Source organism: Paenirhizobium selenitireducens ATCC BAA-1503, assembly GCF_900492185.1.
In the GTDB taxonomy this organism is placed as follows: domain Bacteria; phylum Pseudomonadota; class Alphaproteobacteria; order Rhizobiales; family Rhizobiaceae; genus Allorhizobium; species Allorhizobium selenitireducens_A.
In genome coordinates this window covers 25,957-45,186 of sequence record NZ_UEYP01000020.1, presented here as the reverse complement: position 1 = coordinate 45,186, position 19,230 = coordinate 25,957, and the positions used below count along the sequence as shown (strand labels likewise).

27 protein-coding genes are annotated in these 19,230 nt (G+C 64.0%); 15 read left to right on the top strand and 12 right to left on the bottom strand.

Annotated elements, in window-relative coordinates:
• Positions 1-690, top strand: a 690-nt coding sequence (locus tag RHIZ70P_RS21105) for a MarR family winged helix-turn-helix transcriptional regulator (protein WP_147294038.1), incomplete at its 5' end; no start/stop codon positions are given.
• A 73-nt stretch (positions 691-763) separates the two neighbouring features.
• Here RHIZ70P_RS21105 and RHIZ70P_RS21100 read toward each other — a convergent pair.
• A complete protein-coding gene (locus tag RHIZ70P_RS21100; protein WP_115672484.1) occupies positions 764-1,039 on the bottom strand; it encodes an ester cyclase in 276 nt (91 codons plus the stop codon).
• A gap of 127 nt (positions 1,040-1,166) precedes the next feature.
• Here RHIZ70P_RS21100 and RHIZ70P_RS21095 point away from each other — a divergent pair, with 127 nt between their 5' ends.
• The gene (locus RHIZ70P_RS21095) at positions 1,167-1,418 is read left to right on the top strand and encodes a helix-turn-helix domain-containing protein (RefSeq protein WP_419178322.1); all 252 of its coding nucleotides are present in this window, start codon (positions 1,167-1,169) and stop codon (positions 1,416-1,418) included.
• Here RHIZ70P_RS21095 and RHIZ70P_RS21090 read toward each other — a convergent pair.
• A complete protein-coding gene (locus RHIZ70P_RS21090) occupies positions 1,399-2,364 on the bottom strand; it encodes a VOC family protein (RefSeq protein ID WP_419178324.1) in 966 nt (321 codons plus the stop codon). The two genes, RHIZ70P_RS21095 and RHIZ70P_RS21090, sit on opposite strands and share 20 nt — an antisense overlap.
• A 227-nt stretch (positions 2,365-2,591) precedes the next feature.
• Between RHIZ70P_RS21090 and RHIZ70P_RS21085 the strand changes: the two genes are divergently transcribed.
• The 4 genes from RHIZ70P_RS21085 (at position 2,592) to RHIZ70P_RS21070 (ending at position 5,376) form a co-directional block, all read left to right on the top strand.
• Positions 2,592-3,002 carry a universal stress protein gene (locus RHIZ70P_RS21085; protein ID WP_115672482.1) on the top strand — a complete coding sequence of 137 codons (411 nt, stop codon included), beginning with the start codon at positions 2,592-2,594 and terminating at the stop codon, positions 3,000-3,002.
• A gap of 76 nt (positions 3,003-3,078) precedes the next feature.
• Entirely contained in the window at positions 3,079-3,399 is a 321-nt protein-coding gene (locus RHIZ70P_RS21080) for a TraR/DksA family transcriptional regulator (protein WP_115672481.1), read from the top strand.
• A 200-nt stretch (positions 3,400-3,599) separates the two neighbouring features.
• Entirely contained in the window at positions 3,600-4,550 is a 951-nt protein-coding gene (locus RHIZ70P_RS21075; protein ID WP_115672480.1) for a metal-dependent hydrolase, read from the top strand.
• A gap of 10 nt (positions 4,551-4,560) precedes the next feature.
• Positions 4,561-5,376 carry a class I SAM-dependent methyltransferase gene (locus RHIZ70P_RS21070; RefSeq protein ID WP_181904094.1) on the top strand — a complete coding sequence of 272 codons (816 nt, stop codon included), beginning with the start codon at positions 4,561-4,563 and terminating at the stop codon, positions 5,374-5,376.
• 529 nt (positions 5,377-5,905) lie between these two features.
• Here the strand turns inward: RHIZ70P_RS21070 and RHIZ70P_RS21060 are convergent.
• Positions 5,906-6,187, bottom strand: coding sequence for a helix-turn-helix domain-containing protein (locus tag RHIZ70P_RS21060; RefSeq protein WP_115672478.1), 282 nt, complete (start codon positions 6,185-6,187; stop codon positions 5,906-5,908).
• Between the two features lie 3 nt (positions 6,188-6,190).
• Positions 6,191-6,574, bottom strand: a complete 384-nt coding sequence (locus tag RHIZ70P_RS21055) for an MAPEG family protein (protein ID WP_115672477.1) — start codon at positions 6,572-6,574, stop codon at positions 6,191-6,193.
• 201 nt (positions 6,575-6,775) lie between these two features.
• Here RHIZ70P_RS21055 and trhA point away from each other — a divergent pair, with 201 nt between their 5' ends.
• Both trhA and RHIZ70P_RS21045 read left to right on the top strand, forming a co-directional pair.
• Positions 6,776-7,429: a PAQR family membrane homeostasis protein TrhA gene (gene trhA / locus RHIZ70P_RS21050; protein WP_115672492.1), complete on the top strand. Its 654-nt coding sequence runs from the start codon at positions 6,776-6,778 to the stop codon at positions 7,427-7,429.
• A gap of 137 nt (positions 7,430-7,566) precedes the next feature.
• Entirely contained in the window at positions 7,567-8,067 is a 501-nt protein-coding gene (locus tag RHIZ70P_RS21045) for a GNAT family N-acetyltransferase (RefSeq protein ID WP_115672476.1), read from the top strand.
• Positions 8,068-8,107: 40 nt separating this feature from the next.
• On the opposite strand, the gene RHIZ70P_RS21040 is transcribed toward RHIZ70P_RS21045, so the two are convergent.
• The 8 genes from RHIZ70P_RS21040 to msrB form a co-directional block, all read right to left on the bottom strand.
• The gene (locus RHIZ70P_RS21040; protein ID WP_115672475.1) at positions 8,108-8,500 is read right to left on the bottom strand and encodes a type II toxin-antitoxin system VapC family toxin; all 393 of its coding nucleotides are present in this window, start codon (positions 8,498-8,500) and stop codon (positions 8,108-8,110) included.
• Positions 8,497-8,739, bottom strand: a complete 243-nt coding sequence (locus RHIZ70P_RS21035; protein ID WP_115672474.1) for an antitoxin — start codon at positions 8,737-8,739, stop codon at positions 8,497-8,499. The genes RHIZ70P_RS21040 and RHIZ70P_RS21035 overlap by 4 nt, the downstream gene beginning before the upstream one ends.
• A gap of 76 nt (positions 8,740-8,815) precedes the next feature.
• On the bottom strand, positions 8,816-9,205 hold the full coding sequence (locus RHIZ70P_RS21030; protein ID WP_115672472.1) for a DUF302 domain-containing protein: 390 nt from the start codon (positions 9,203-9,205) through the stop codon (positions 8,816-8,818).
• A gap of 35 nt (positions 9,206-9,240) precedes the next feature.
• Positions 9,241-10,065 (bottom strand): transglutaminase-like domain-containing protein, encoded by an 825-nt coding sequence (locus RHIZ70P_RS21025; RefSeq protein WP_115672470.1) that lies wholly within the window; start codon positions 10,063-10,065, stop codon positions 9,241-9,243.
• 89 nt (positions 10,066-10,154) lie between these two features.
• The gene (locus tag RHIZ70P_RS21020; RefSeq protein WP_115672491.1) at positions 10,155-11,048 is read right to left on the bottom strand and encodes a transglutaminase family protein; all 894 of its coding nucleotides are present in this window, start codon (positions 11,046-11,048) and stop codon (positions 10,155-10,157) included.
• Positions 11,049-11,145: 97 nt separating this feature from the next.
• Positions 11,146-11,310 carry a DUF3309 family protein gene (locus RHIZ70P_RS21015; RefSeq protein WP_115672468.1) on the bottom strand — a complete coding sequence of 55 codons (165 nt, stop codon included), beginning with the start codon at positions 11,308-11,310 and terminating at the stop codon, positions 11,146-11,148.
• Between the two features lie 200 nt (positions 11,311-11,510).
• On the bottom strand, positions 11,511-11,657 hold the full coding sequence (locus RHIZ70P_RS23105; RefSeq protein ID WP_181904093.1) for a hypothetical protein: 147 nt from the start codon (positions 11,655-11,657) through the stop codon (positions 11,511-11,513).
• Positions 11,658-11,951: 294 nt separating this feature from the next.
• Positions 11,952-12,365: a peptide-methionine (R)-S-oxide reductase MsrB gene (gene msrB / locus RHIZ70P_RS21005; protein ID WP_419178323.1), complete on the bottom strand. Its 414-nt coding sequence runs from the start codon at positions 12,363-12,365 to the stop codon at positions 11,952-11,954.
• 365 nt (positions 12,366-12,730) lie between these two features.
• Here msrB and RHIZ70P_RS21000 point away from each other — a divergent pair, with 365 nt between their 5' ends.
• The 7 genes from RHIZ70P_RS21000 to mnhG all read left to right on the top strand — a co-directional run bounded on the left by RHIZ70P_RS21000 (position 12,731) and on the right by mnhG (position 19,031).
• Positions 12,731-15,118 carry a putative monovalent cation/H+ antiporter subunit A gene (locus RHIZ70P_RS21000; RefSeq protein ID WP_115672464.1) on the top strand — a complete coding sequence of 796 codons (2,388 nt, stop codon included), beginning with the start codon at positions 12,731-12,733 and terminating at the stop codon, positions 15,116-15,118.
• The gene (locus tag RHIZ70P_RS20995; protein ID WP_115672463.1) at positions 15,115-15,534 is read left to right on the top strand and encodes a Na+/H+ antiporter subunit B; all 420 of its coding nucleotides are present in this window, start codon (positions 15,115-15,117) and stop codon (positions 15,532-15,534) included. Before RHIZ70P_RS21000 ends, RHIZ70P_RS20995 begins: the two co-directional genes overlap by 4 nt.
• On the top strand, positions 15,534-15,911 hold the full coding sequence (locus RHIZ70P_RS20990; RefSeq protein ID WP_115672462.1) for a Na+/H+ antiporter subunit C: 378 nt from the start codon (positions 15,534-15,536) through the stop codon (positions 15,909-15,911). Before RHIZ70P_RS20995 ends, RHIZ70P_RS20990 begins: the two co-directional genes overlap by 1 nt.
• A gap of 252 nt (positions 15,912-16,163) precedes the next feature.
• Positions 16,164-17,780: a Na+/H+ antiporter subunit D gene (locus RHIZ70P_RS20980; protein ID WP_115672461.1), complete on the top strand. Its 1,617-nt coding sequence runs from the start codon at positions 16,164-16,166 to the stop codon at positions 17,778-17,780.
• The gene (locus RHIZ70P_RS20975; RefSeq protein WP_115672460.1) at positions 17,777-18,250 is read left to right on the top strand and encodes a Na+/H+ antiporter subunit E; all 474 of its coding nucleotides are present in this window, start codon (positions 17,777-17,779) and stop codon (positions 18,248-18,250) included. The genes RHIZ70P_RS20980 and RHIZ70P_RS20975 overlap by 4 nt, the downstream gene beginning before the upstream one ends.
• Positions 18,247-18,669, top strand: coding sequence for a cation:proton antiporter (locus tag RHIZ70P_RS20970; RefSeq protein ID WP_115672459.1), 423 nt, complete (start codon positions 18,247-18,249; stop codon positions 18,667-18,669). The genes RHIZ70P_RS20975 and RHIZ70P_RS20970 overlap by 4 nt, the downstream gene beginning before the upstream one ends.
• Positions 18,666-19,031, top strand: coding sequence for a monovalent cation/H(+) antiporter subunit G (mnhG, locus tag RHIZ70P_RS20965; RefSeq protein WP_115672458.1), 366 nt, complete (start codon positions 18,666-18,668; stop codon positions 19,029-19,031). The genes RHIZ70P_RS20970 and mnhG overlap by 4 nt, the downstream gene beginning before the upstream one ends.
• Positions 19,032-19,230: the final 199 nt, after the last annotated feature.

Below are 19,230 nucleotides of genomic sequence, written 5' to 3'. Positions count from 1 at the left end.
CCATCGGGGGAAGGGGGCGGCGGGGCGGGCATGGTTAGGCGTCCGACCGCTCCCAGCGCCTGCCCCTCGGCCGGCATCCTGGCGGTCCCGGCTTCACGTACTGCTGCCGATCCCCGCCTTGCTGAGCCTCTCGCGGCGCGAGGCCGATCGGAACAGGGGTTTCGCTTGCGGAAGCTATTTCTCTTCCGGGACTTCTCGGTCTATGGAAAGCTCCAGAGCATCAGTTTTGAGGGCGGAGACAGGAAAATGGCAAGCCAAGAAGCGGGCTCCGAAACACAAACCGATGCGCTGGTGCTTGCGGAAAACCTTCGTGCCACGCTCGGCCGGTTCGTTCGCCGCGTGAAGACGCAAGCCAATACACCGACAACCTCGCAGTCGGAGACGCTGTCGCTTCTGGATCGGGCCGGACCGCTCAGCGTCGCCGAACTGGCAGGCCGCCGCAATGTCAGGCATCAGAGCATGCGGCTGGTTGCCGGACAGTTGGAATCCGAAGGGCTGATCAGCAAGATGCCCAATCCGGTGGACGGCCGCAGCCGGCTTCTATCCATCACCGATAAAGGGCGGGCGCAATTGTCCCGCGCCCGCGAAGCCCGAACATTGCAGATTGCCAACGTGATCGAGGAACGCCTGTCGGACAAGGACAGACGAACGCTTGAAGCCGCAATTCGTGTTATCGAACGGCTGTGCTAGCGTATCTCCAGCAACAAGGCGTCAGCGAAATCCGCCCGGAATTGCAAAAGGCAAGGAGATAGAGCTCGTCGGGTCACGCCTTCGCCAATGCTGCGAGCACGTTCGACAAGGTATTCAAGCCCCAACCCTCGGCGATCTGGTCGTGAATCGCGACCGTCAGGTTCGACAGGGCAGGGCGAAGAACATTCTGGAAGGTATTCCACATGCTTTCCGGGCCGTTCGGCATGCCCTGCGGCGCAGCGTGATTGATGAAATGGGGAGCCATCAAGGCCTGAAATTCGGTTTCGATCCCGTTTTGAATGACCTCGATGTTGAAGCGGCGGACCACTTCCTTGTTATCGGCGGACATGATCGATCCTTCCTGTGAATGACAACGATATATACAGTTAAACTGTATATATCGTGCATAAGCGCTCCGCGGCCAAGTTGCAAGCCGTAGCTCCTGCCGCAACCGGTTGGAATCGGCTGAAGTCTGCATGTCGCGTTCGGTCTTCGCGCGGCGTTTCTGCGAGGCCGTCGGCGTCGCTTCGGTCGAAGATCTCTTGAGCTGGCGCATGGCGCTGGCCAAGGACGCCCTGTTGCGGCGTGGCGGTTCTCTGGACGAGATCGCCGAAGCGGTCGGTTACAAGTCGGCGAGTGCCTTCAGCACCGCCTTCAGCCGGCGGGTCGGTTGTCCGCCCAGCGAAGATGTGCAGGCTTCGGCCGCCCTCACGCTGCCTTCAGAGTGAGCCCGATGCCCCAGGGATCCTTCAGCGCATGCCCTTCCGCCGTGCGGTCGACAGCGATCTCCAGGCTTTCCAGCGTGGCGAGCGCCGTGTCGAGTGCCGTCTGGTCGTTGAAGCTCAGCGAATAGTCGGACAGGCCCGACATCGCCCCTTGGCGGGCCGTGGCGCCGCGGCTGTTCCAGATATTGGCGGCGATGTGGTGGTGATAGGTGCCGGCGCCGAAGAAGCTGGCGCCCGGATAGCTCGCCATCTTCTTGAGGCCCAGCACGCCTTCGTAGAAGCGGTCGGCCTCCGGGATATTGCCCACCTGCAAATGCATGTGGCCGATCGCCGCCTCGTCGCTCATGCCGCCCCAGGCGGTCTTCGGCGCGCTGTCGTAGAGCCCCTGCAGGTCGAGCGAAAGGGTCGCCATCTCCACCGTGCCGTCGGCGTGGAAATCCCATTCCTCCGGCGCCCGGTCGCGATAGACCTCGATGCCGTTTCCTTCCGGATCGCTCAGATAGATCGCCTCGGAGACCAGGTGGTCGGAGGCGCCGTCGAGCCGCACCCCCTTGGAGACGGCATGCGCCAGCCAGTGGCCGAGCTCGGTGCGGTCGGGCATCAGGAAGGCGGTGTGGAACAGGCCGGCGGCATTGCGCGGCGCAGGCCGCACGTCGGCGCGGGTCGAAAGCGTCAGAAGCGGGCGGGCGCCGGCCCCCAGCACCACGCCGCTCATGCCCTGCTCGACCACTTTCAGCCCGAGCATGGTCTCATAGAACTGCCGCACCCGGTCGAGATCGGAGACGACGAGATGGGCGGTGCCGACATGGATCGGCCGGGTCAAGGCGAAGCTTGGCGCCGTGTCTGCTCTGCCTGTACGGTTCATTATACTGGCTCCTGTGGCCGATCGGGACGGTGTCGCGCCGGCGGCAAGGCCTGCGCCAAGCGCGAGCACTCTGCGGCGGGTGATCCGGGTCATCATCGGTCCCTTGTGGTTTATCATCTTCCGGATCAGAATATGCGCCGTCCGCATCGTTCACGAAAGATCGGATTTGGGAGATTTATCGTTCGGCATATGTTGACGATCGGGCCGGCAAAATTGATCCTGATCAATGCGGGATCGCCGGCGGCGTTCGATTGTAGTGTTAGAAGAGAGGGAGGCGGGTCTTGAAAGGCCACGCCACAAGGAGAGCAAGAATGTACAAGAAAATCGTGGTTCCGGTCGATTGTGGCGCGCTCGACAAGGGCGAGAAGATCTTGCGCAAGGCAGCGCAATTGCTTGATGCCGGTGGCGAGATCATCCTGATGACGGTCATCGAGGACATGCCGGGCTATATCACCATCGAACTGCCGGTGAACGCCATCGAGGACGCGATCAAGGACGGCAAGGCAAAGCTCGTCGAACTGAAGGAAAAGACTGGCATTGCCGCCCGCGTCGAGCTGCGCACCGGCGCGCCGGCCCGCGAGATCCTGGCGGCCGCCAACGAGCATGGCGCCGACCTCATCCTGGTGGCCTCGCATGTCCCGGATCTCGGCAACTACCTGATCGGCGCGACTGCCGACCGCGTCGTGCGCCACGCCAAGTGCTCGGTGCTGGTTGACCGCTGAGCGCCCGCGAACCGGACTGGTCGCCCCCTGGCTGGCCCCCGGCTGGCATTGACAAGAAGAACGAGGAAACACCCGGATGAACACGGACAAATACGAACAGATCCTGAGGGATCGCCAGCGCGAGCTTTTCTCCCGGCTGCACAAGATCAATGCCGACATCGCCACCGGGCGCGATCCCGACAGCGAGGAGCAGGCGGTCCAGGCCGAGAATGACGAGGTGCTCGACGAACTGGGCGAGGTCGGCGAGAAGGAGCTGAAGGCGATCGACGCGGCCCTCGACCGCATCACCAAGGGCACTTTCGGCACCTGCGCCAAATGCGGCCAGCCGATCTCCGAGGCGCGGCTCGCTGCCGTTCCCTACGCTCCGCTCTGCCAGGAATGCGCGAGCGAAGCCTGATCGGATCGTTACAGGCCTTGCGCCCTCTTCTCCATCGGCGGGGGAGGGGGCGTTTCTTGTCTGAGCGCCCGGCCACGGGCGGCCGCAGGTTGCCACTGCTGGTCCGAGGCGATAGAAACCGATGCCGAAGTGTCCCGTCGCGACGATGCGGCGCTTGAGGACGGCTATCAAGGGCGGCGGCCGAGGACGGAGTACGACACATGGCGATTGCAGATACAGCCGCCCAGACGGCGCGGTGGAAGGATGCAAGCCCCGGTTCCGACGACGAGGACATCATTCCCCGCGACATCCGCTTCGGCATCCTGGAAAACCCGACCCGCCACTGGCTCGGCGGCGATTTCCACAAGACGGCCCTGATCGACGGCCTTTCCATCTTCCTGCCGGAAGGCGAGCGTTACTTCATCCGCTCGCTGAAATATTACGCGCCGAAACTGAAGGACAAACAGCTTGCCGCCGAGATCAACGGCTACTCGGTTCAGGAGGCTTTCCACACCCGCGAGCACGAGGACTACAATCGCGCGCTCGCCAGGCTCGGTTACGACGTCGAGGCGATGGAAGCGCCGGTGATCAAGACGCTGCGCTCCGACAAGATCCCGATCTTCCGGCTCGCCGTCACCTGCGCCATCGAGCACCTGACGGCGACGCTGTCGACGGTGACGCTGCGCAATCCGCAGTTCCTCGACGATGCCGCGCCCGCCTATCGCCGGCTGTGGATGTGGCATGCGCTGGAGGAACTGGAGCACAAGGCCGTGGCCCTCGACGTCTTTGCCGCGGCGACGCCGAAATACTCCCCCTTCAAGCGCTACATGCTGCGCACCATGGCCTTCAACGCGGTGGCCTGGACCTTCCTCAAGATCGTGCTGGCCAATCTCGTGCGCTTTGCCCGGACCGATGGGGTCAAGACCGGCCCGCGCTTCTGGGCGCGGCTCGTCTGGGTTCTGTTCGGCAATCCGGGCTACTGGCGCAAATGCGCGCCGCTGGTGCTGAAATATTACCTGCCGGGCTTCAACCCGGTGAACAGGGACGATCATGCGTTGATCCACAAGGCCCGCGCCTGGCTCTACGATGAATTCATGGCGCTCGAGGCCACCAAGGCCGCCCAAACGCCCGCCCCGTCCGCCGGCCCCGCCGCCGCCCCTGCCGCTGAATGAAGAGCCAACGATGACCAGCCGCCTGTTTTCCAGCGTCCTCGACGTTGCCACCCTCGGCAAGTTTCCGCGCATCCAGAAATGGGTCTGGCGGCGCATCTACAACATGCTGTCGCGCTTCTGGGGCGATAAGGACTGGCGCTTCATGAACTACGGCTACGTGCCGAGCGGCGCGCCGTTTGCGCTGAAGCCCGAGGACGAGGCCGAACGCGCCTTCATCGGCCTCTACCAGCAGGCGGTCGAGGGCCTTGCCGTCAAGGGTGCCCGCGTGCTGGAGATCGGCTCGGGCCGCGGCGGCGGCTCGCGCTACATCGCCCGCTATCATGCGCCGGCTTCGGTCACCGGCCTCGACTATTCGCCGGAAACCGTGCGCAGGGCGCAAAAGCTCAATGCCGACACGCCGGCCCTTTCCTTCGTCCAGGGCGACGCGGAGAACCTGCCTTTTCCCGACGCCGCCTTCGACATCGTCGTCAACATCGAATCCTCGCATTGCTACGGCGACGTGCCGGCCTTTGCCCGCGAGGTCGCCCGCGTCTTGAAACCCGGCGGCATCTTCACCTTCGCCGACATGCGCCCGAAGAGCCAGCTTGGCCTGCTTGACGACCAGCTCGCCGCCCCCGGCCTGGAACTGATCGACAAGCGCAACATCTCGCCAAACGTCGTCGCCGCCTTGAACGCGGCCGAAGCCCGCAAACAGGCCCGCATCGGCAAGGCCTTCCTGCTGCGCCGCTTCATGAGCGAATTCTCCGGCTCCAAGGGCTCGGTGCTCTACAAGGCACTGAAAGGCGGCAGCGTGGTCTATCAGGCAAGACGGTATCGCAAGGCCTGACCCCATCGCCCTTCTCCCCGTTCACGGGGGTGAGGAATGTTCGGCGCAGCCGACGAAACGATCCAGTGGCCGCTTCGAATCACTAACGCCCCGCGCCAGAGCGAGGGGCAGGGCATTCGCCCCATCGCCCTTCTCCCCGTTTACGGGGAGAAGGTGCCGGCAGGCGGATGAGGGGCAGCCGGTGCCGAACGCGCGCAAGCGTCGGAGGGCATTTCCCCATCGGCAGACATCATCCACTGAGCGTCGGGCGGTCCGACGCATCTTTCAGCCGGCTCCGAGCCTGCTCAAGGAGCACCCTGTAGTCCGGAGAGAACGGGCAACCAACTGCTTTGCCAGATGACCGAGCAACAAGTGGAGAACGGCGCACTCCGCCGTGCTTTCAAAACAGGTTGCGCTTGGCGTTTGGGCTTGATCGGGTTCGCTCCACCGTGAAAGAAGTTCGAACAGGACCAAAGCCTCATGCGGCTCCAGGTGCAAATTGGCTCCGTCGGGAGCAGCTTTCGGTTTGCTTGTCATGCCCTCATCCCCCTCAAGCCGCCTCGCCAACCCGCATCTCCACGCGCAATCCCGCCTCCGTCAGCATGCCGACGAGCGTGTCGATGGAAAACAGGGTGATCTTGCCGCGCAGCAGATCGGAAATGCGCGGCTGGGTGACGCCGAGCCGGCGCGCGGCTTCGGCTTGGGTCCAGCCCTTGGTTCGGATGTGCCGGTCCAGGGCCATCATCAGGGAGGCGCGAAGCTTCATGTTCTCGGCTTCCACCGCATTGTCTTCGATGGCGTCCCAAATGCTTGCAAAGGTCTCGTTGCTCATCGCTCACCCCATCCGCAACAACGCCCCGATCGTGCCGCCCACCAGCAGCACGATGCCGATGAGAAACGTCAGCGCGGCGCCCGGCCCGCGCTTCTTGGCGTCGGCGTAGTATTCCGAGGCGTAGAGCACGCGCGAGGCCGTCCAGCAAAGCCCGAGCAGGCCGGCAATTGCGTCGGAGACGTAAAAGCCGAACAGCCAGAGCGAGGGTAAAAACAGCACCAGCTGTTCGACGGTGTTCTGCTGCACGCGAAAAATCCGCTCGAAATCGGCATTGCCGGTGGTCTTCGGCGCCTCGACGCCGAACTGCTGGCGGGCGCGGGCGACCTTGAGCAGAAACCATATATAGGCGACCAGCGCGGCAAAGGTGGCAAGCACGGTAAAGCGCATCGGAAAATTCCTTGAGGGCAAACAGCAATGGCCGGCAATGACGTGGATGCTAGGCGAAGGCCGCCTGCGGCGCAAGATGAACGGCGGCCCGGCCCCGATGCCGCCCTACAATCGCCATTCCCGCCCTTGAAGGTAACGGCAAATTTGCACATGATGTGAATGATCGTCGAAACGATCTTCTTCCAAGGGTTTGCGACTGCCATGACCGACCAGTTCCGCTTCGGACGGCAATATGATTTCCACGAACTGGTGGCCGATGGCATCGTCCACGGCATCGGCGTGGTCTTTGCGCTGATCGGCGCCACCGCCCTGATCTTCTATGCGACGGTGTGGACCAGCTATGCCGAAATGGCCGCCGCCTGGATCTATGGCCTCGGCCTCGTCATCGCGCTCGCCGTCTCGTTCACCTACAATATGTGGCCGCATTCGCGCACCAAATGGATTTTGCGCCGCTTCGACCATTCGGCGATCTTCGTGCTGATCGCCGCCACCTACACGCCCTTCCTGGTCAAGGGGGCGCATGACTGGGTGATCCTCTCGCTGCTGGCAGGCATCTGGGCGACGGCCTTCGTCGGCATCTACCTGAAGTGTCGTTTTCCCGGCCGTTATGACCGGCTGGCCATCCTGCTTTACCTCGCCATGGGCTGGAGCGGGGCCATGGCGCTCGGGCCGATCTCGCAGACCCTGCCGAGCATCACCGTGCTTCTCATCATCGTCGGCGGCTGCATCTATTCGGCCGGCGTGATCTTCCATGTCTGGGAACGCCTGCGCTTCCAGAACGCCATCTGGCACGGTTTTGTCGTCACCGCCGCCGCCGTGCATTATTCCGCCGTCGTCACCGCCATCGGCCACTGACGGACGGCACGGTCCGCGCCGACAAAAGGCGGGCAGGGCCTTGACCATACACCGCCTGGCGCATCCATGGCGCCGCTTTACAGGCTCCCCCGGCGCGGTCTAAGCAGGCGGTTCAGACACAGACCGGGATCTTCTCCATGCCAGCCTCCATCACCATCCGCGACGCCGCCGAGGCCGACCTCGAAGCGATCCGCGACATCTACAACCATGCCGTCGAGCACACCACGGCGATCTGGAACGAGGTGCTGATCGATACCGACAACCGCCGCGCCTGGATGGAGCAGCGTCGCGCCCGGGGCTTCCCGGTGCTGGTCGCCGAGCGGGACGGCAAGGTCGCGGGCTATGCTTCTTACGGCGACTGGCGCGCCTTCGACGGCTATCGCCACACGGTCGAGCATTCGGTCTATGTCGACAAGGATTGCCGCGGCGCGGGGCTCGGCAAGCGTCTCATGCAGGCGCTGATCGACCATGCGCGGGCAAACGACAAGCACGTGATGATTGCCGCGATCGAGGCGGAGAACACCCCGTCGATCGCGCTCCACGAGCGCCTCGGCTTCCGCCTCGTCGGCATCCACCGCGAGGTCGGCCAGAAATTCGGCCGCTGGCTCGACCTGGCGATGATGGAGTTGCGGCTCTGAGGGAGGCGTGAGGGGCTTTGAGCTGCCTCGCCTGCGACCCTCAGCTTTCCCAGTCTTCCAGCCGCAAGTCTGGCACGCGCCGGAATTCGCGCAGATTGCGCGTCACCAGCGTCATGTCGCGCGACAGTGCCTGACCGGCTATCAGGACGTCATAGGGGCCGATCGGCGTACCGGCGCCGGCAAGTTCGGCCAGCAGCATGCCGGCCCTTCGGGCATCCTCGTGATCGAATTCGAGCACCGGAAATTGCAGCGCTTCCACGCGCGCCAGATTTTCCGCCACGCGCTGGCCCTTGAACGCGCCGTAGTAGAGTTCATGGGCGACGATCGATGGCATGGCGAAATCGCCGGGCGGGTATTGCGTCATCCGGGCGATGAACCCGGCATGTCCCTTGAGGATGGCGATCACCGCATTGGTGTCCAGAAGGAACCTCACTTGAAATAGTCCAGTTCGGGCCGGCTCTGTTCCGCGCTTTCCTCCAGTGCCGCCGCGACGAAATCCTCGTCGAGCGGACCACAGACCTCCTTCAGCCAGTCCCAATCCGTGGCCAGCGGTTCGAGGATCACCGCATTCCCGTGCCGGCGAATGCGCACCTCGCTCGCCTCGAAGCGAAAGTCCTTCGGCAGTCGCACCGCCTGCGACCGGCCGGACCAGAAGACCTTTGCCGTTTCCATGATGTGACTCCGCGTTGATATATTGCAGTGGTATATACCATCTGGGAGGGTTGCTATCAAGGGATCGAGGCCCCCCTCAGATCGCCTCAACCGCCTTCCGGAGCATGTCGCGCACTTCTCCCGCCACCGATTTCAGCCGGTCGTTGGGGATGGCCTCCATCGAGGCTTGCGGGTCGATGGCGCTGACCATGACGGAATTTCCGCCGGTTCGTCGCACGATGACATTGCAGGGCAGCATGGCGCCGACCTTGGGCTCGATGCCGATCGCCTGATGCGCCATTTTCGGGTTGCAGGCGCCGAGGATCAGGTAGTCGTCGATATCCTGGTCGATCTTCTTCTTCAGCGTCGCCTTGACGTCGATCTCGGTCAGCACGCCGAAACCGTTGGCGGCGAGTGCCGCGCGGGTCCTTTCGACAACGCTTGCGAAATCCGTGCCCTCGAACGTCCTGTCGATCGTATAGCTCATGTCGGTTCTCCTCTTGTCTCCGTTTGTCTGTCGGTTCAGCCGGTCTCTCCGGTTGTCGGGATCTCTTCCGTCACCACCTCGAAGCGTGCAAGCCGCGCCGGCCCGAACGCGGTCGACAGCGCCACATCGGTGGCGTCGCGGCCGGTCGCCATCAGGATGCGGCCGATGCGCGGCTTGTTGTGGCGGGCGTCGACGGTGTGCCAGTGGCCGCCGAGATAGACCTCGAACCAGGCGCTGAAATCCATCGGATTGACGTCGGTGGGAACGCCGATGTCGCCGAGATAGCCGGTGCAGTAGCGCGCCGGAATGTTCATGCAGCGGCAGAGCGTGATGGCGAGGTGGGCGAAATCGCGGCACACCCCGGTGCGGGCGATGTAGCCGTCATGGGCGGAGCGCGTCGAATCCGCCTTCATGTAGTCGAACTTGATGTGGTTATGGACGAAGTCGAGGATCGCCTTGACCCGCGGCCAGCCGAGCGGGGTGTCGGAAAAGGTCGCCCAGGCGAAATCCGCCATCCGGTCGGTGTCGCAGTAGCGGCTGCCGAGCAGGAAGACGAGCACGTCGTTCGGCAGGTCCTTGATGTCGTGCTGGAAGGCATCCTCGGGCAGCACGTCCGGCTGGCCGTTGTCGTAGATCTCGAACTGGGTGGAAATGGTGGTGATGCCGGCCGGCGCGGTGATCCGGCTGCAGGCATTGCCGAAGCCGTCGATATAGTCGCGCGCCTCGATCGGCCGGTCGAAGCTCAACACCTGCTCGGTCAAAAGGTCTGCCCGGCGCGACGGGTGGATGTTGAGAACGAGAAGCATGGCGGTGTCACGCTCGCATTCATAACCAATCTGGAAGCCGGCACGTATCTTCATCGTGGATCCTTTGGAAGGGAGAGTGAAACGCGCCGGAATGCCGGCCTCGGGTGAACGCACGGAAAGTCCTGGTGTTCCGGGCCATCCGCTCAGGATGGCGCGGCCTCGTCGCCGTCCGAGGTCACATTGACCTGCACGGTCAGCGACTTGAAATCGGAGGCCCGCCCGTCATAGCTGCCCGACAGCGGGACGGCCTGGCGCGGATCGCGCGCCACGCCCACCCGGATCAGGTCGCGATTGCCGACAATGCCGTTGGTCGGGTCGAACTCCACCCAGCCGGCGCCGGGAATATAGATCTGGCACCAGGCATGGGTCGATCCGCCGCCGAGCGTCGTCGAGCCGTCGCGATCGGGCACATAGATATAGCCGGTGACGAAACGGGCGGCGAGGCCGAGCGAACGGGCCGCCTCCATCATCAGCAGGGCGAAATCCCGGCAGGTGCCCGTCTTCAGTTCCAGCGTCTCGAGCGGCGTCTGTACCCCGTGCTCGGAGCGGCGCACATAGGCGAAGCTGTCATGGATCATGTAGCACAGGCTCATCAGCAGGCTGCTGGTGCGGGTCGGCTGGCCCCTGTGCAGGAATTGGCGGGCGAACGCGCCCACCAGGTCGCCCGGATCGTCGAAATGACGGGCCATCGCCGGCGCCAGGTCCGGCAGTTCCTCCGCGTCATAGGTGAAGGGGTAGTCCATCGCCGCCGCGTCGATGGGGAAATCGAGTGCCGCGTGCGGCGTGTGGTCGAGGCGGATATTGCTCTCGAAGCGCAGGCTGGCGGTCTTCGCCTTGAAGCTGAGAAGCGCCACGCAATTGCCGAACGGATCGTGGATCCAGCGCAGCCGGTCATAGGCCGGCTCGACCGCGAGGCTGACATTCAGCAGCGTCTGGTCGAAACTGTCGCGCGGCCGGAACATCAGCCGGTGCTCGCCAAGTTTGACCGGGCGCTTGTACTGGTAGTCCGTGATGTGGCGAACCGAGAATATGGTCACGATGTTTCCCGCCCCCGGCAAGCGAGGAAATGTTTCCCGCGCTCGAACTATGTCTCACCCTGTGGGTGGATTGGCCGAGCGCAGGATTGCGTTGGGATCAGAGCCGGCCGGTGAGCACCAGGATCAGAAGGACGATCAGCACGATGCCGAGCACGCCGACGCCGCCATGTCCGAAGCCGTAGCCATAGCCGCCGAAGCGACCGCTAAAGCCACCGAGCAAGGCAATGATGAGGATGATGACGAGAATTGTTCCGAGCGACATGCAGTTGATCTCCGTTGCTGTGCGCGAGGGCCGCCCCATTGCGAAGCGGTCCAGGGGCTTGATCGATGATGGCACGGCTAGGAGGACAAGTTGGCCTCCAGTTCCATTAACTACAGGGGCAGGACATCTTTGTACAGTTGTTGAAACGAAACCCCGCGCAACGGAAAGGCGAAGGGCCGCGCTTTCGCAATTACGCAGTCTCAGCCGCCGATGAACTGGAAGTAACCCCAGATGGCGGCAAAGGCGGCGATCACGCCGAGCACGATCAGCGCCTTGCGCAGCCCCGGATTGGGCTTCTTCGGCTCGGGCGGCTTTGGTGGCTTCTTGAATTCGACGACATTGCTCATGCGAAACTCCTGATCCGGCTTTGCCCGGACTTTAGCCGCAAGGAGATTGAGAAAGTGCTGATGGAGGGGAGGATATGCGGTTGGGGGCGCAACGAAACCCAGCGCCTTCATTGACCTCGGACCGGAACTTGCCCCTCACCCTGACCCTCTCCCCGCAGGCGGGGAGAGGGGACGGCCAGGGCGGTGCCTCTTGTCCCTTCTCCCCGTCAAGACGGGGAGAAGGTGGCGGCAGCCGGATGAGGGGCCATTCCCGCACAAAGATTGCCGTCAAGCCTCAGGCCAGGCTTCCGCCCCTTACTCCACCCGCTCGAACACCATCGCATGGCCGTTGATGCAGTAGCGCAACCCGGTCGGCTTCGGGCCGTCGGGGAAGACATGGCCCAGATGGCCGCCGCAATTGGCACAGCGGATCTCGGTCCTGACCATGCCGAGCGAGGCGTCGCGGTGCTCGGTCACGGCACCTGGCGTCACCGGTTCGAAATAGCTCGGCCAGCCGCAGCCGGCGTCGAACTTGGTGTCGGAATAGAACAGCGGCGTCTCGCAGGCGGCGCAGCGATAAAGCCCCTTGTCGAAATTGTCCCAGTAGGGGCCGGTGAACGGCCGCTCGGTGCCGTGCTCGCGCAGGATGCGGTATTGCTCCGCAGTCAGCTGCTCGCGCCATTCGTCATCCGTCTTTTCGATCTTCGGCCCGGTTGCACCGGTCGTCATGTCGGTCATCGTCGTTACTCCGATTGTCTCGGCCGATAGATAGGGTGGCGGCAAGCAGACGGCAATTGCCGCAGCGGCAGGCCCTGAGGCTTATCTCTGCGATCATGTCCGTGAGCCCGCCGCCCAAGCAACGGGCGAGGCGTCGCAGTCACGACCAAAACAACGCTCCTGCATATGCAGCCGCGTCTTTGATGCAACAGGGACATGGTCCGTGTAGGTCCATGGAAAGCGTTGACAAACGTCTATTTGAACAAAGGATTTTCCGTTTTTCCTTGAGACGCGCGACGCTTTGTCCTAACACCATGCCCACTTTCCGCCCCTTTTTTTGAAGGGGCGGCGCCGAAACGCGCTGACAGGGATAGGGAATGCTCAACGACGTCGCCGGTCTGACATTGATGGCCATGCTCCTGCCGTTCGCCGGCGCGCTTGTCGCCCCCTATCTGACCGCCCGTCTCGGCGCCAATGCGGCCTGGCTCCTGGCTCTCATCCCGGCCTTCGCCTTTGTCCATTTCGCCGGTTTCTGGCCGGTGATCGCTAAGGGCGAGGTGGTGACCGGCGGCTATGCCTGGGTTCCGAGCCTCAACCTCTCCTTCTCCTGGTTCCTCGACGGCCTGTCGCTCACCTTTGCGCTGCTGATCACCGGCATCGGCACGCTGATCGTGCTCTATTCAGGCGGTTACCTCAAAGGCCACGTCCAGCAGGGCCGCTTCTTCTCCTTCATCCTGATGTTCATGGGCTCGATGCTCGGCGTCGTGGTGTCCGACAGTTTCCTGATGCTGTTCGTCTTCTGGGAACTGACCTCGATCACCTCCTTCCTGCTGATCGGCTTCGACCATTCCCGCGAGGCATCGCGCCGCGCAGCCCTCCAGGCGCTGGTCGTCACCGGAGGCGGCGGCCTTCTTCTGCTCGCCGGCCTGATTTTCATCTGGAACATTACCGGGCTCACCCAGCTGTCGCTGCTTTTGCATTCCGGCGACATCCTGCGGGAAAGCCCGTTCTATGCGGCGGCGCTCTTCCTCGTGCTCGGCGGCGCCTTTACCAAGTCGGCGCAGTTTCCCTTCCATTTCTGGCTGCCCAACGCCATGGAGGCGCCGACCCCGGTTTCGGCCTATCTCCATTCCGCCACCATGGTGAAGGCTGGCGTCTACCTGTTGATGCGGCTCAATCCGGTGATGGGCGAAACGCCGGCCTGGGAAATCCTGCTGCCATTCTTCGGCGGCATTACCCTTCTGGTCGGCGCCGTGCTCGCCATCCGCCAGACCGACTTGAAGCTGATGCTCGCCTATACGACCGTTGCCTCGCTCGGCCTCCTGGTCATGCTGACCGGCTTCGGCTCGCCCTATGCGGTGGAAGCCGCGGTGCTCTACCTGGTCGCCCATTCGCTGTTTAAAGGCGGCCTGTTCATGGTTGCCGGCATCATCGACCATGAGGCCGGCACGCGCGACGTGACGAAGCTTGGCGGCCTGCGCTCGGCCATGCCGATCACCTTCGTCGCCGCGCTCTTCGCCGCCATCTCCATGGCCGGCCTGCCGCCCTTCTTCGGCTTCCTCGCCAAGGAGGAGATCTATGCAGCGCTTGCCGGCCCCGATCCGCGCGCCATCCTCTTCACGCTGGTCGCCATCATCGGCAATGCGCTGATGTTCGTCATCGGCTTTGCCGTGGCGCTGAAACCCTTCCTCGGGCCCAAGGTCGAGACGCCGAAGCATGCCCATGAAGGCCCGGTCCTGCTCTGGCTCGGGCCGCTGGTGCTGTCGCTGATCGGTCTTGCCGCCGCGCTGTTCTCGCCGGTCGCGCATGCCTATGTGTCTTCGCCCATGGCCAGCGCCGTTGCCGGCGAGGCCGAAACCGTGACGATCAGCCTCGTCCCGCATATCGGCCTGCCGCTCGCGCTTTCCGTGCTGACGGTCGCGCTCGGCATCCTCGTCTTCCTCGGCCTCGATCGCGCTCGCAGCCTCGTTGCCCGCCTCGTCGACGCGCTCGGTCCGGGGCCCGATCGCGGCTTCGACCACTTCATCGCCGGACTGGTGCGCCTCTCCTGGCGCGTGACGCAACTGGTGCAGAACGGTCGGCTCGAGGTCTACATGACCTCCACCTTCCTGCTCTTGGCGCTCGTGCTCCTGGTGCCGCCGATCGTCCATGGCGAACTGCCGGCCATGCCGACCTGGCCTTCCGACGTGCGCTTCCATGAACTGGCCTTCATCTTCATCGCCATCGTCGGGCTGATCGCCGTGCTCGCCGCCAAGGACAGGCTGACGGCGATCGTCTCGCTCGGCATCCAGGGCTTTGCCGTCGCCGTCATCTTCCTTCTGTTCGGCGCACCCGACCTGTCGTTCACCCAGTTCATGGTCGAGACGCTGTCGGTCGTCATCCTCGCCCTGGTCATGACCCGCTTGCGCCTCTCGCCCTCCGACCACCGCACCTGGACACAGGTTCTGGGAGACGGCGCGATCGCGATTGCCGCCGGCCTCGGCTTCGCGCTCATGCTGCTGAAGTCCACCCAGGCTCCGTTCGATGCAGCACTCACCGATTTCTTCAACGCCTATTCCAAGGTGATCGCCCACGGCGCCAATGTGGTCAACGTCATCATCGTCGACTTCCGCGGCACCGACACGCTGGGTGAAATCTCGGTGGTAATGATCACGGGCCTGGCCATCCTGGCGCTGATCCGCATCCGGGTGGTCGCCGTTGCGCCGGCCCAGAAGACCGTCGCCGCGCTCAAGGGCAAGAATGTCGAGAAGGAGCTGCGCAAATGAACACGCTGATCTTCCGCACGGTCGCGCCGTTCCTCACCGCGCTGATGCTCTTGTTCTCGATCTTCGTGCTGCTGCGCGGCCATAACGAGCCGGGCGGCGGCTTCATCGGCGGGCTGATCGCCGCCTCCGCCTTTGCCATCTACGGCATCGCCTTCGGCGTCTCGGCGGTCCGCAGGGCGCTGTGGTTCCATCCGATGTCGGTGGCCGGCGCCGGACTGCTGCTCGCCACGCTGTCCGGCATGCTCTCGCTCGTCCTCGGCGTGCCCTTCATGACCGGCCTGTGGATCTATCCGCAGATCTTCGGCGTCGAGGTGCCGCTCGCCACCGTCATGTCCTTCGATGTCGGCGTCTATCTGGTCGTCGTCGGCGCGATCACCTCGATCGCACTCGCATTGGAAGAAAGGGAGAGCGACTGATGGAAGCGCTTCTGTCCGGCCTGGTCGGCATCTTCTTTGCCGGCGCCCTCTACCTGATGATGTCCAAGCATATCGTCCGCGTCCTGCTCGGCATCGTCATTCTCGGCAATGCGGTCAATCTTCTGCTGTTCACCACTGGTCGATTGACCCGCGAAACGCCGCCGATCATCGCGGCAGGCTCGGACACGCTTTCGGCCGGCGCCGCCAATCCGCTGCCGCAGGCCCTCATCCTGACGGCCATCGTCATTTCCTTCTCCTTCTTCTGCTTCCTGCTGGTGCTGACTTATCGCGCCTACCAGGACCTCGGCACCGACGACACCGACGAGATGCGCGTCGCCGAGCCAAAGGGCGAGCCGCTGCCGCCGATGGGATATTGAGCGCATGATGCTGTCGTCGACGATTGCCCCTCACCCTAACCCTCTCCCCGCAGGCGGGGAGAGGGGACGTGCCCCCTGGTTAGCCGTTGCCGGCCGCATCCTCCATCGCGGACTGCCGCGCGTTCCCATCGCGGGACATGGGATGGTGCCGAGTGTGCGCCGCTCGTCCCTTCTCCCCGTCAGAACGGGGAGAAGGTGCCGGCAGGCGGATGAGGGGCAGCGACACGGGTCGCCAGAGGGGGCCTCTTCCTGATGGCCGCCACTTCCTCTTCCCCCATCGACCTTTCGCTCGCCTTGGTCATGGCGCCGTCGACCGGTGCCGAGTGGCTGACCATCCTGCCTGTCGCCATCGGCCTCGGCTTCGGCGCCGTGCTGATGATGCTCCGGCATTCGACGAAGGCCCATCCGTTCATCGCCATTCCCGGCCTCGCCCTGATGGTGCTGGTCGATGCGCTGCTCTTGGCGCATGTGGCGGCAAACGGCCCGGTGACGATGATGATGGGCCGCTGGCTGCCGCCCTTCGGCATCGCCTTCACCGTCGACCTGACCGGCGCGCTGCTGGCGCTTGCCGCCGCCGTGGTCGCACTCGCCGGCAGCATCTATGCGCTCGGCGACATCAACCAGAGCGGCCGCCGCTACGGCTTCTATCCCTTCCTGATGGTGCTGATGGCCGGCGTGTCCGGCGCCTTCCTCACCGGCGACATCTTCAACCTCTATGTCTGGTTCGAGGTCCTGCTGATCTCCTCCTTCGGCCTCTTGATCCTCGGTTCCGAGCGCGAGCAGATCGACGGGGCGCTGAAATATGCCGTGCTGAACCTGATCGGCACGACGCTGTTCCTGATCGCCGTCGGCTATCTCTATGCCATCTTCGGCACGCTCAACATGGCCGACATCGCGCAAAAGGCTGCCGGACTGCGCGACACCGCGCCGCTGATGACGCTCGGCGCCCTGTTCGTCTTCGCCTTCGGCATGAAGGCGGCGGCCTTTCCGGTCAATTTCTGGCTGCCGGCCTCCTACCACACGCCGCGCATCGTCGTCTCCGCGCTGTTCGCCGGCCTGCTGACCAAGGTCGGCGTCTATGCGCTCCTGCGCGTCATGGTCATGCTCCTGCCGGTCGAGCGCGAGGCGCTCAGCCTCGTCATCGCCATTGTCGCGGCGCTCACCATGGTGCTCGGCGCCATGGGGGCGCTCGCCCAGTCCGACATCCGCCGCTTCCTCGGCTTCGTCGTCGTCTCCGGCATCGGCTACATGCTGGCGGGTGCGGCGATCGCCGGAACGGCGGGGCTTTCGGCGGCAATCTTCTATGCGCTGCATTCGATCGTTCTGATGACAGCACTCTATCTGCTGGCGGGCGAGGCGGCGCGCCGTGGCGGCTCCTATCGCCTGGAAAGCCTGTCCGGCCTCTGGGCGTCTGCCCCCGCCTTTGCCGGCCTGTCGCTCGGCCTGTTCTTCGCCGGCTCCGGCCTGCCGCCTTTCTCCGGCTTCTGGCCCAAGGCCATGCTGGTCAAGGCCTCGCTCGACATCGGCGCCTGGTGGCTGGCGGGTTCGATCCTGATTGCCGGCTTCCTCACCACCATCGCCTTCGGCCGCCTCTTCCTGCTCGCCTACTGGCGCCCGGCACCGGTTGCGACCGTAGCGGCGGGCGAGGGGACGCCAGCCGCTGACGCCGCCGTTTCGTCCGCCCCGATCGCGCCTGTCCCGCGTGCCCCGGCTTCGGCCATGCTGCCGATCCTCGTCCTTTCGGCGCTCGTCGTCTGGTTCGGCCTCTTCCCCGAGCCGCTGATCGACCTCAGCCAGCGGGCGGCGATCGGGCTTGCCGATCCCGCCGCCTATCTCAAGTCCGTCTTTCCCGCGGGAGGTCAGCCATGATCCTCTATGCCATCAACCTGCTCATGGCGATTGTCTGGGCCGCCATCACCGGCAGCGCCTCGCTGCACAACCTGATCTTCGGCTTCGTGCTGTCGACCCTGGCGCTCGGCCTGATCCGCGAACAGATCAACGGCACCGGCTATATCCGCCGCTCCCTGAAGATCGCCTCGCTGGCCTGGCTGTTCTTCGTCGAACTGGCCAAGTCGGCCTGGAAGGTTGCGGTCATGGTGGTGAGCCCGAGGCTCGACATCAAGCCCGGCATCTTCGCCTTTCCGCTGACGGTGACGCGCGACTTCGAGATCACGCTGCTCGCCAACCTCATCACGCTCACCCCCGGCACGCTGTCGGTCGATGTTTCCGACGACAAGAAGACGCTCTACGTGCACGCCATCGACTGCGCCGATCCCGAAGGCGCGCGCCGCGACATCGCCGACGGATTCGAGCGCAAGATCCTGGAGGCCTTCGCATGATTGCTCCGGAAAGCATCATCCAGGCGGCGTGCAATTTCGCCCTCGTCGTCCTCGGCGTTTCCTTCCTTCTCACCGTCTATCGGGTGGTGAAGGGACCGACCCTGCCCGATCGTGTCCTCTCGCTCGACATGCTGGTCGGCATCGCCATCGGCTTCATCGCCGTGATCGCGATTCGCACCGGCTACACGCTCTATATCGACATCGCCATCTCGCTCGGCCTGGTCGGCTTCCTTGCCACCGTCGCCTTTGCCCGCTTCATCCTGGCGCGCGGCGTGGTCGGCGAGAAGCCGCTGGAGGACGGACCGGTGCTGCGCACCGACAAGCAGAAGACAAAGGGCGGCAAGAAGGCAAAGCCTGCGTCCGCATCGGCCGCCGGCGGCAAATCCGGCGGCGCGACAAGGGGAGGGGCACGCAAATGATGGCCTACGGGATCGCCCTTTTCACCTCACTTCTGATCGTCGGCGGGGCGCTTTTCGCGCTGATCGCCGCGATCGGCATCAACCGCCTGCCCGACCTCTATACCCGCATGCACGCCGCCTCCAAGGCGGGCACGGTCGGCTCCGGCCTGCTGCTCATCGCCGTCGGCCTGCATGCCGGCGACCTCGCCACCTTCAGCCGCGCGGTGGCGGGCTTCTTCTTCTTCATCCTGACCGCCCCGGTCTCGGCCCACCTGCTCGCCAAGGCGGCGCACCAGGTCGGTTACCGGCTCTCGCCGGTCTCCGTCTGCGATGAACTGAAGAGCGATGAGTTGAAGCGCAAGGCGTCCAAGGTCAAGGCATAGACTTCAGGTCGAGAACATCGATCCGGCTTCTGCTGCTCAGTCGAAAAGCCAAGTAAATCGCTGATCTGTCGTCTTGTTTTGCCGGCCATGCAGCACATTTCGCAAGCGCAGCAAGTCAATCGATTCGTATTTTGAGCAAAAGTTCCATTGGCCTCCCCATAATTGGGGAAAAATATTACGTGGATTTTTTCCGGAATAG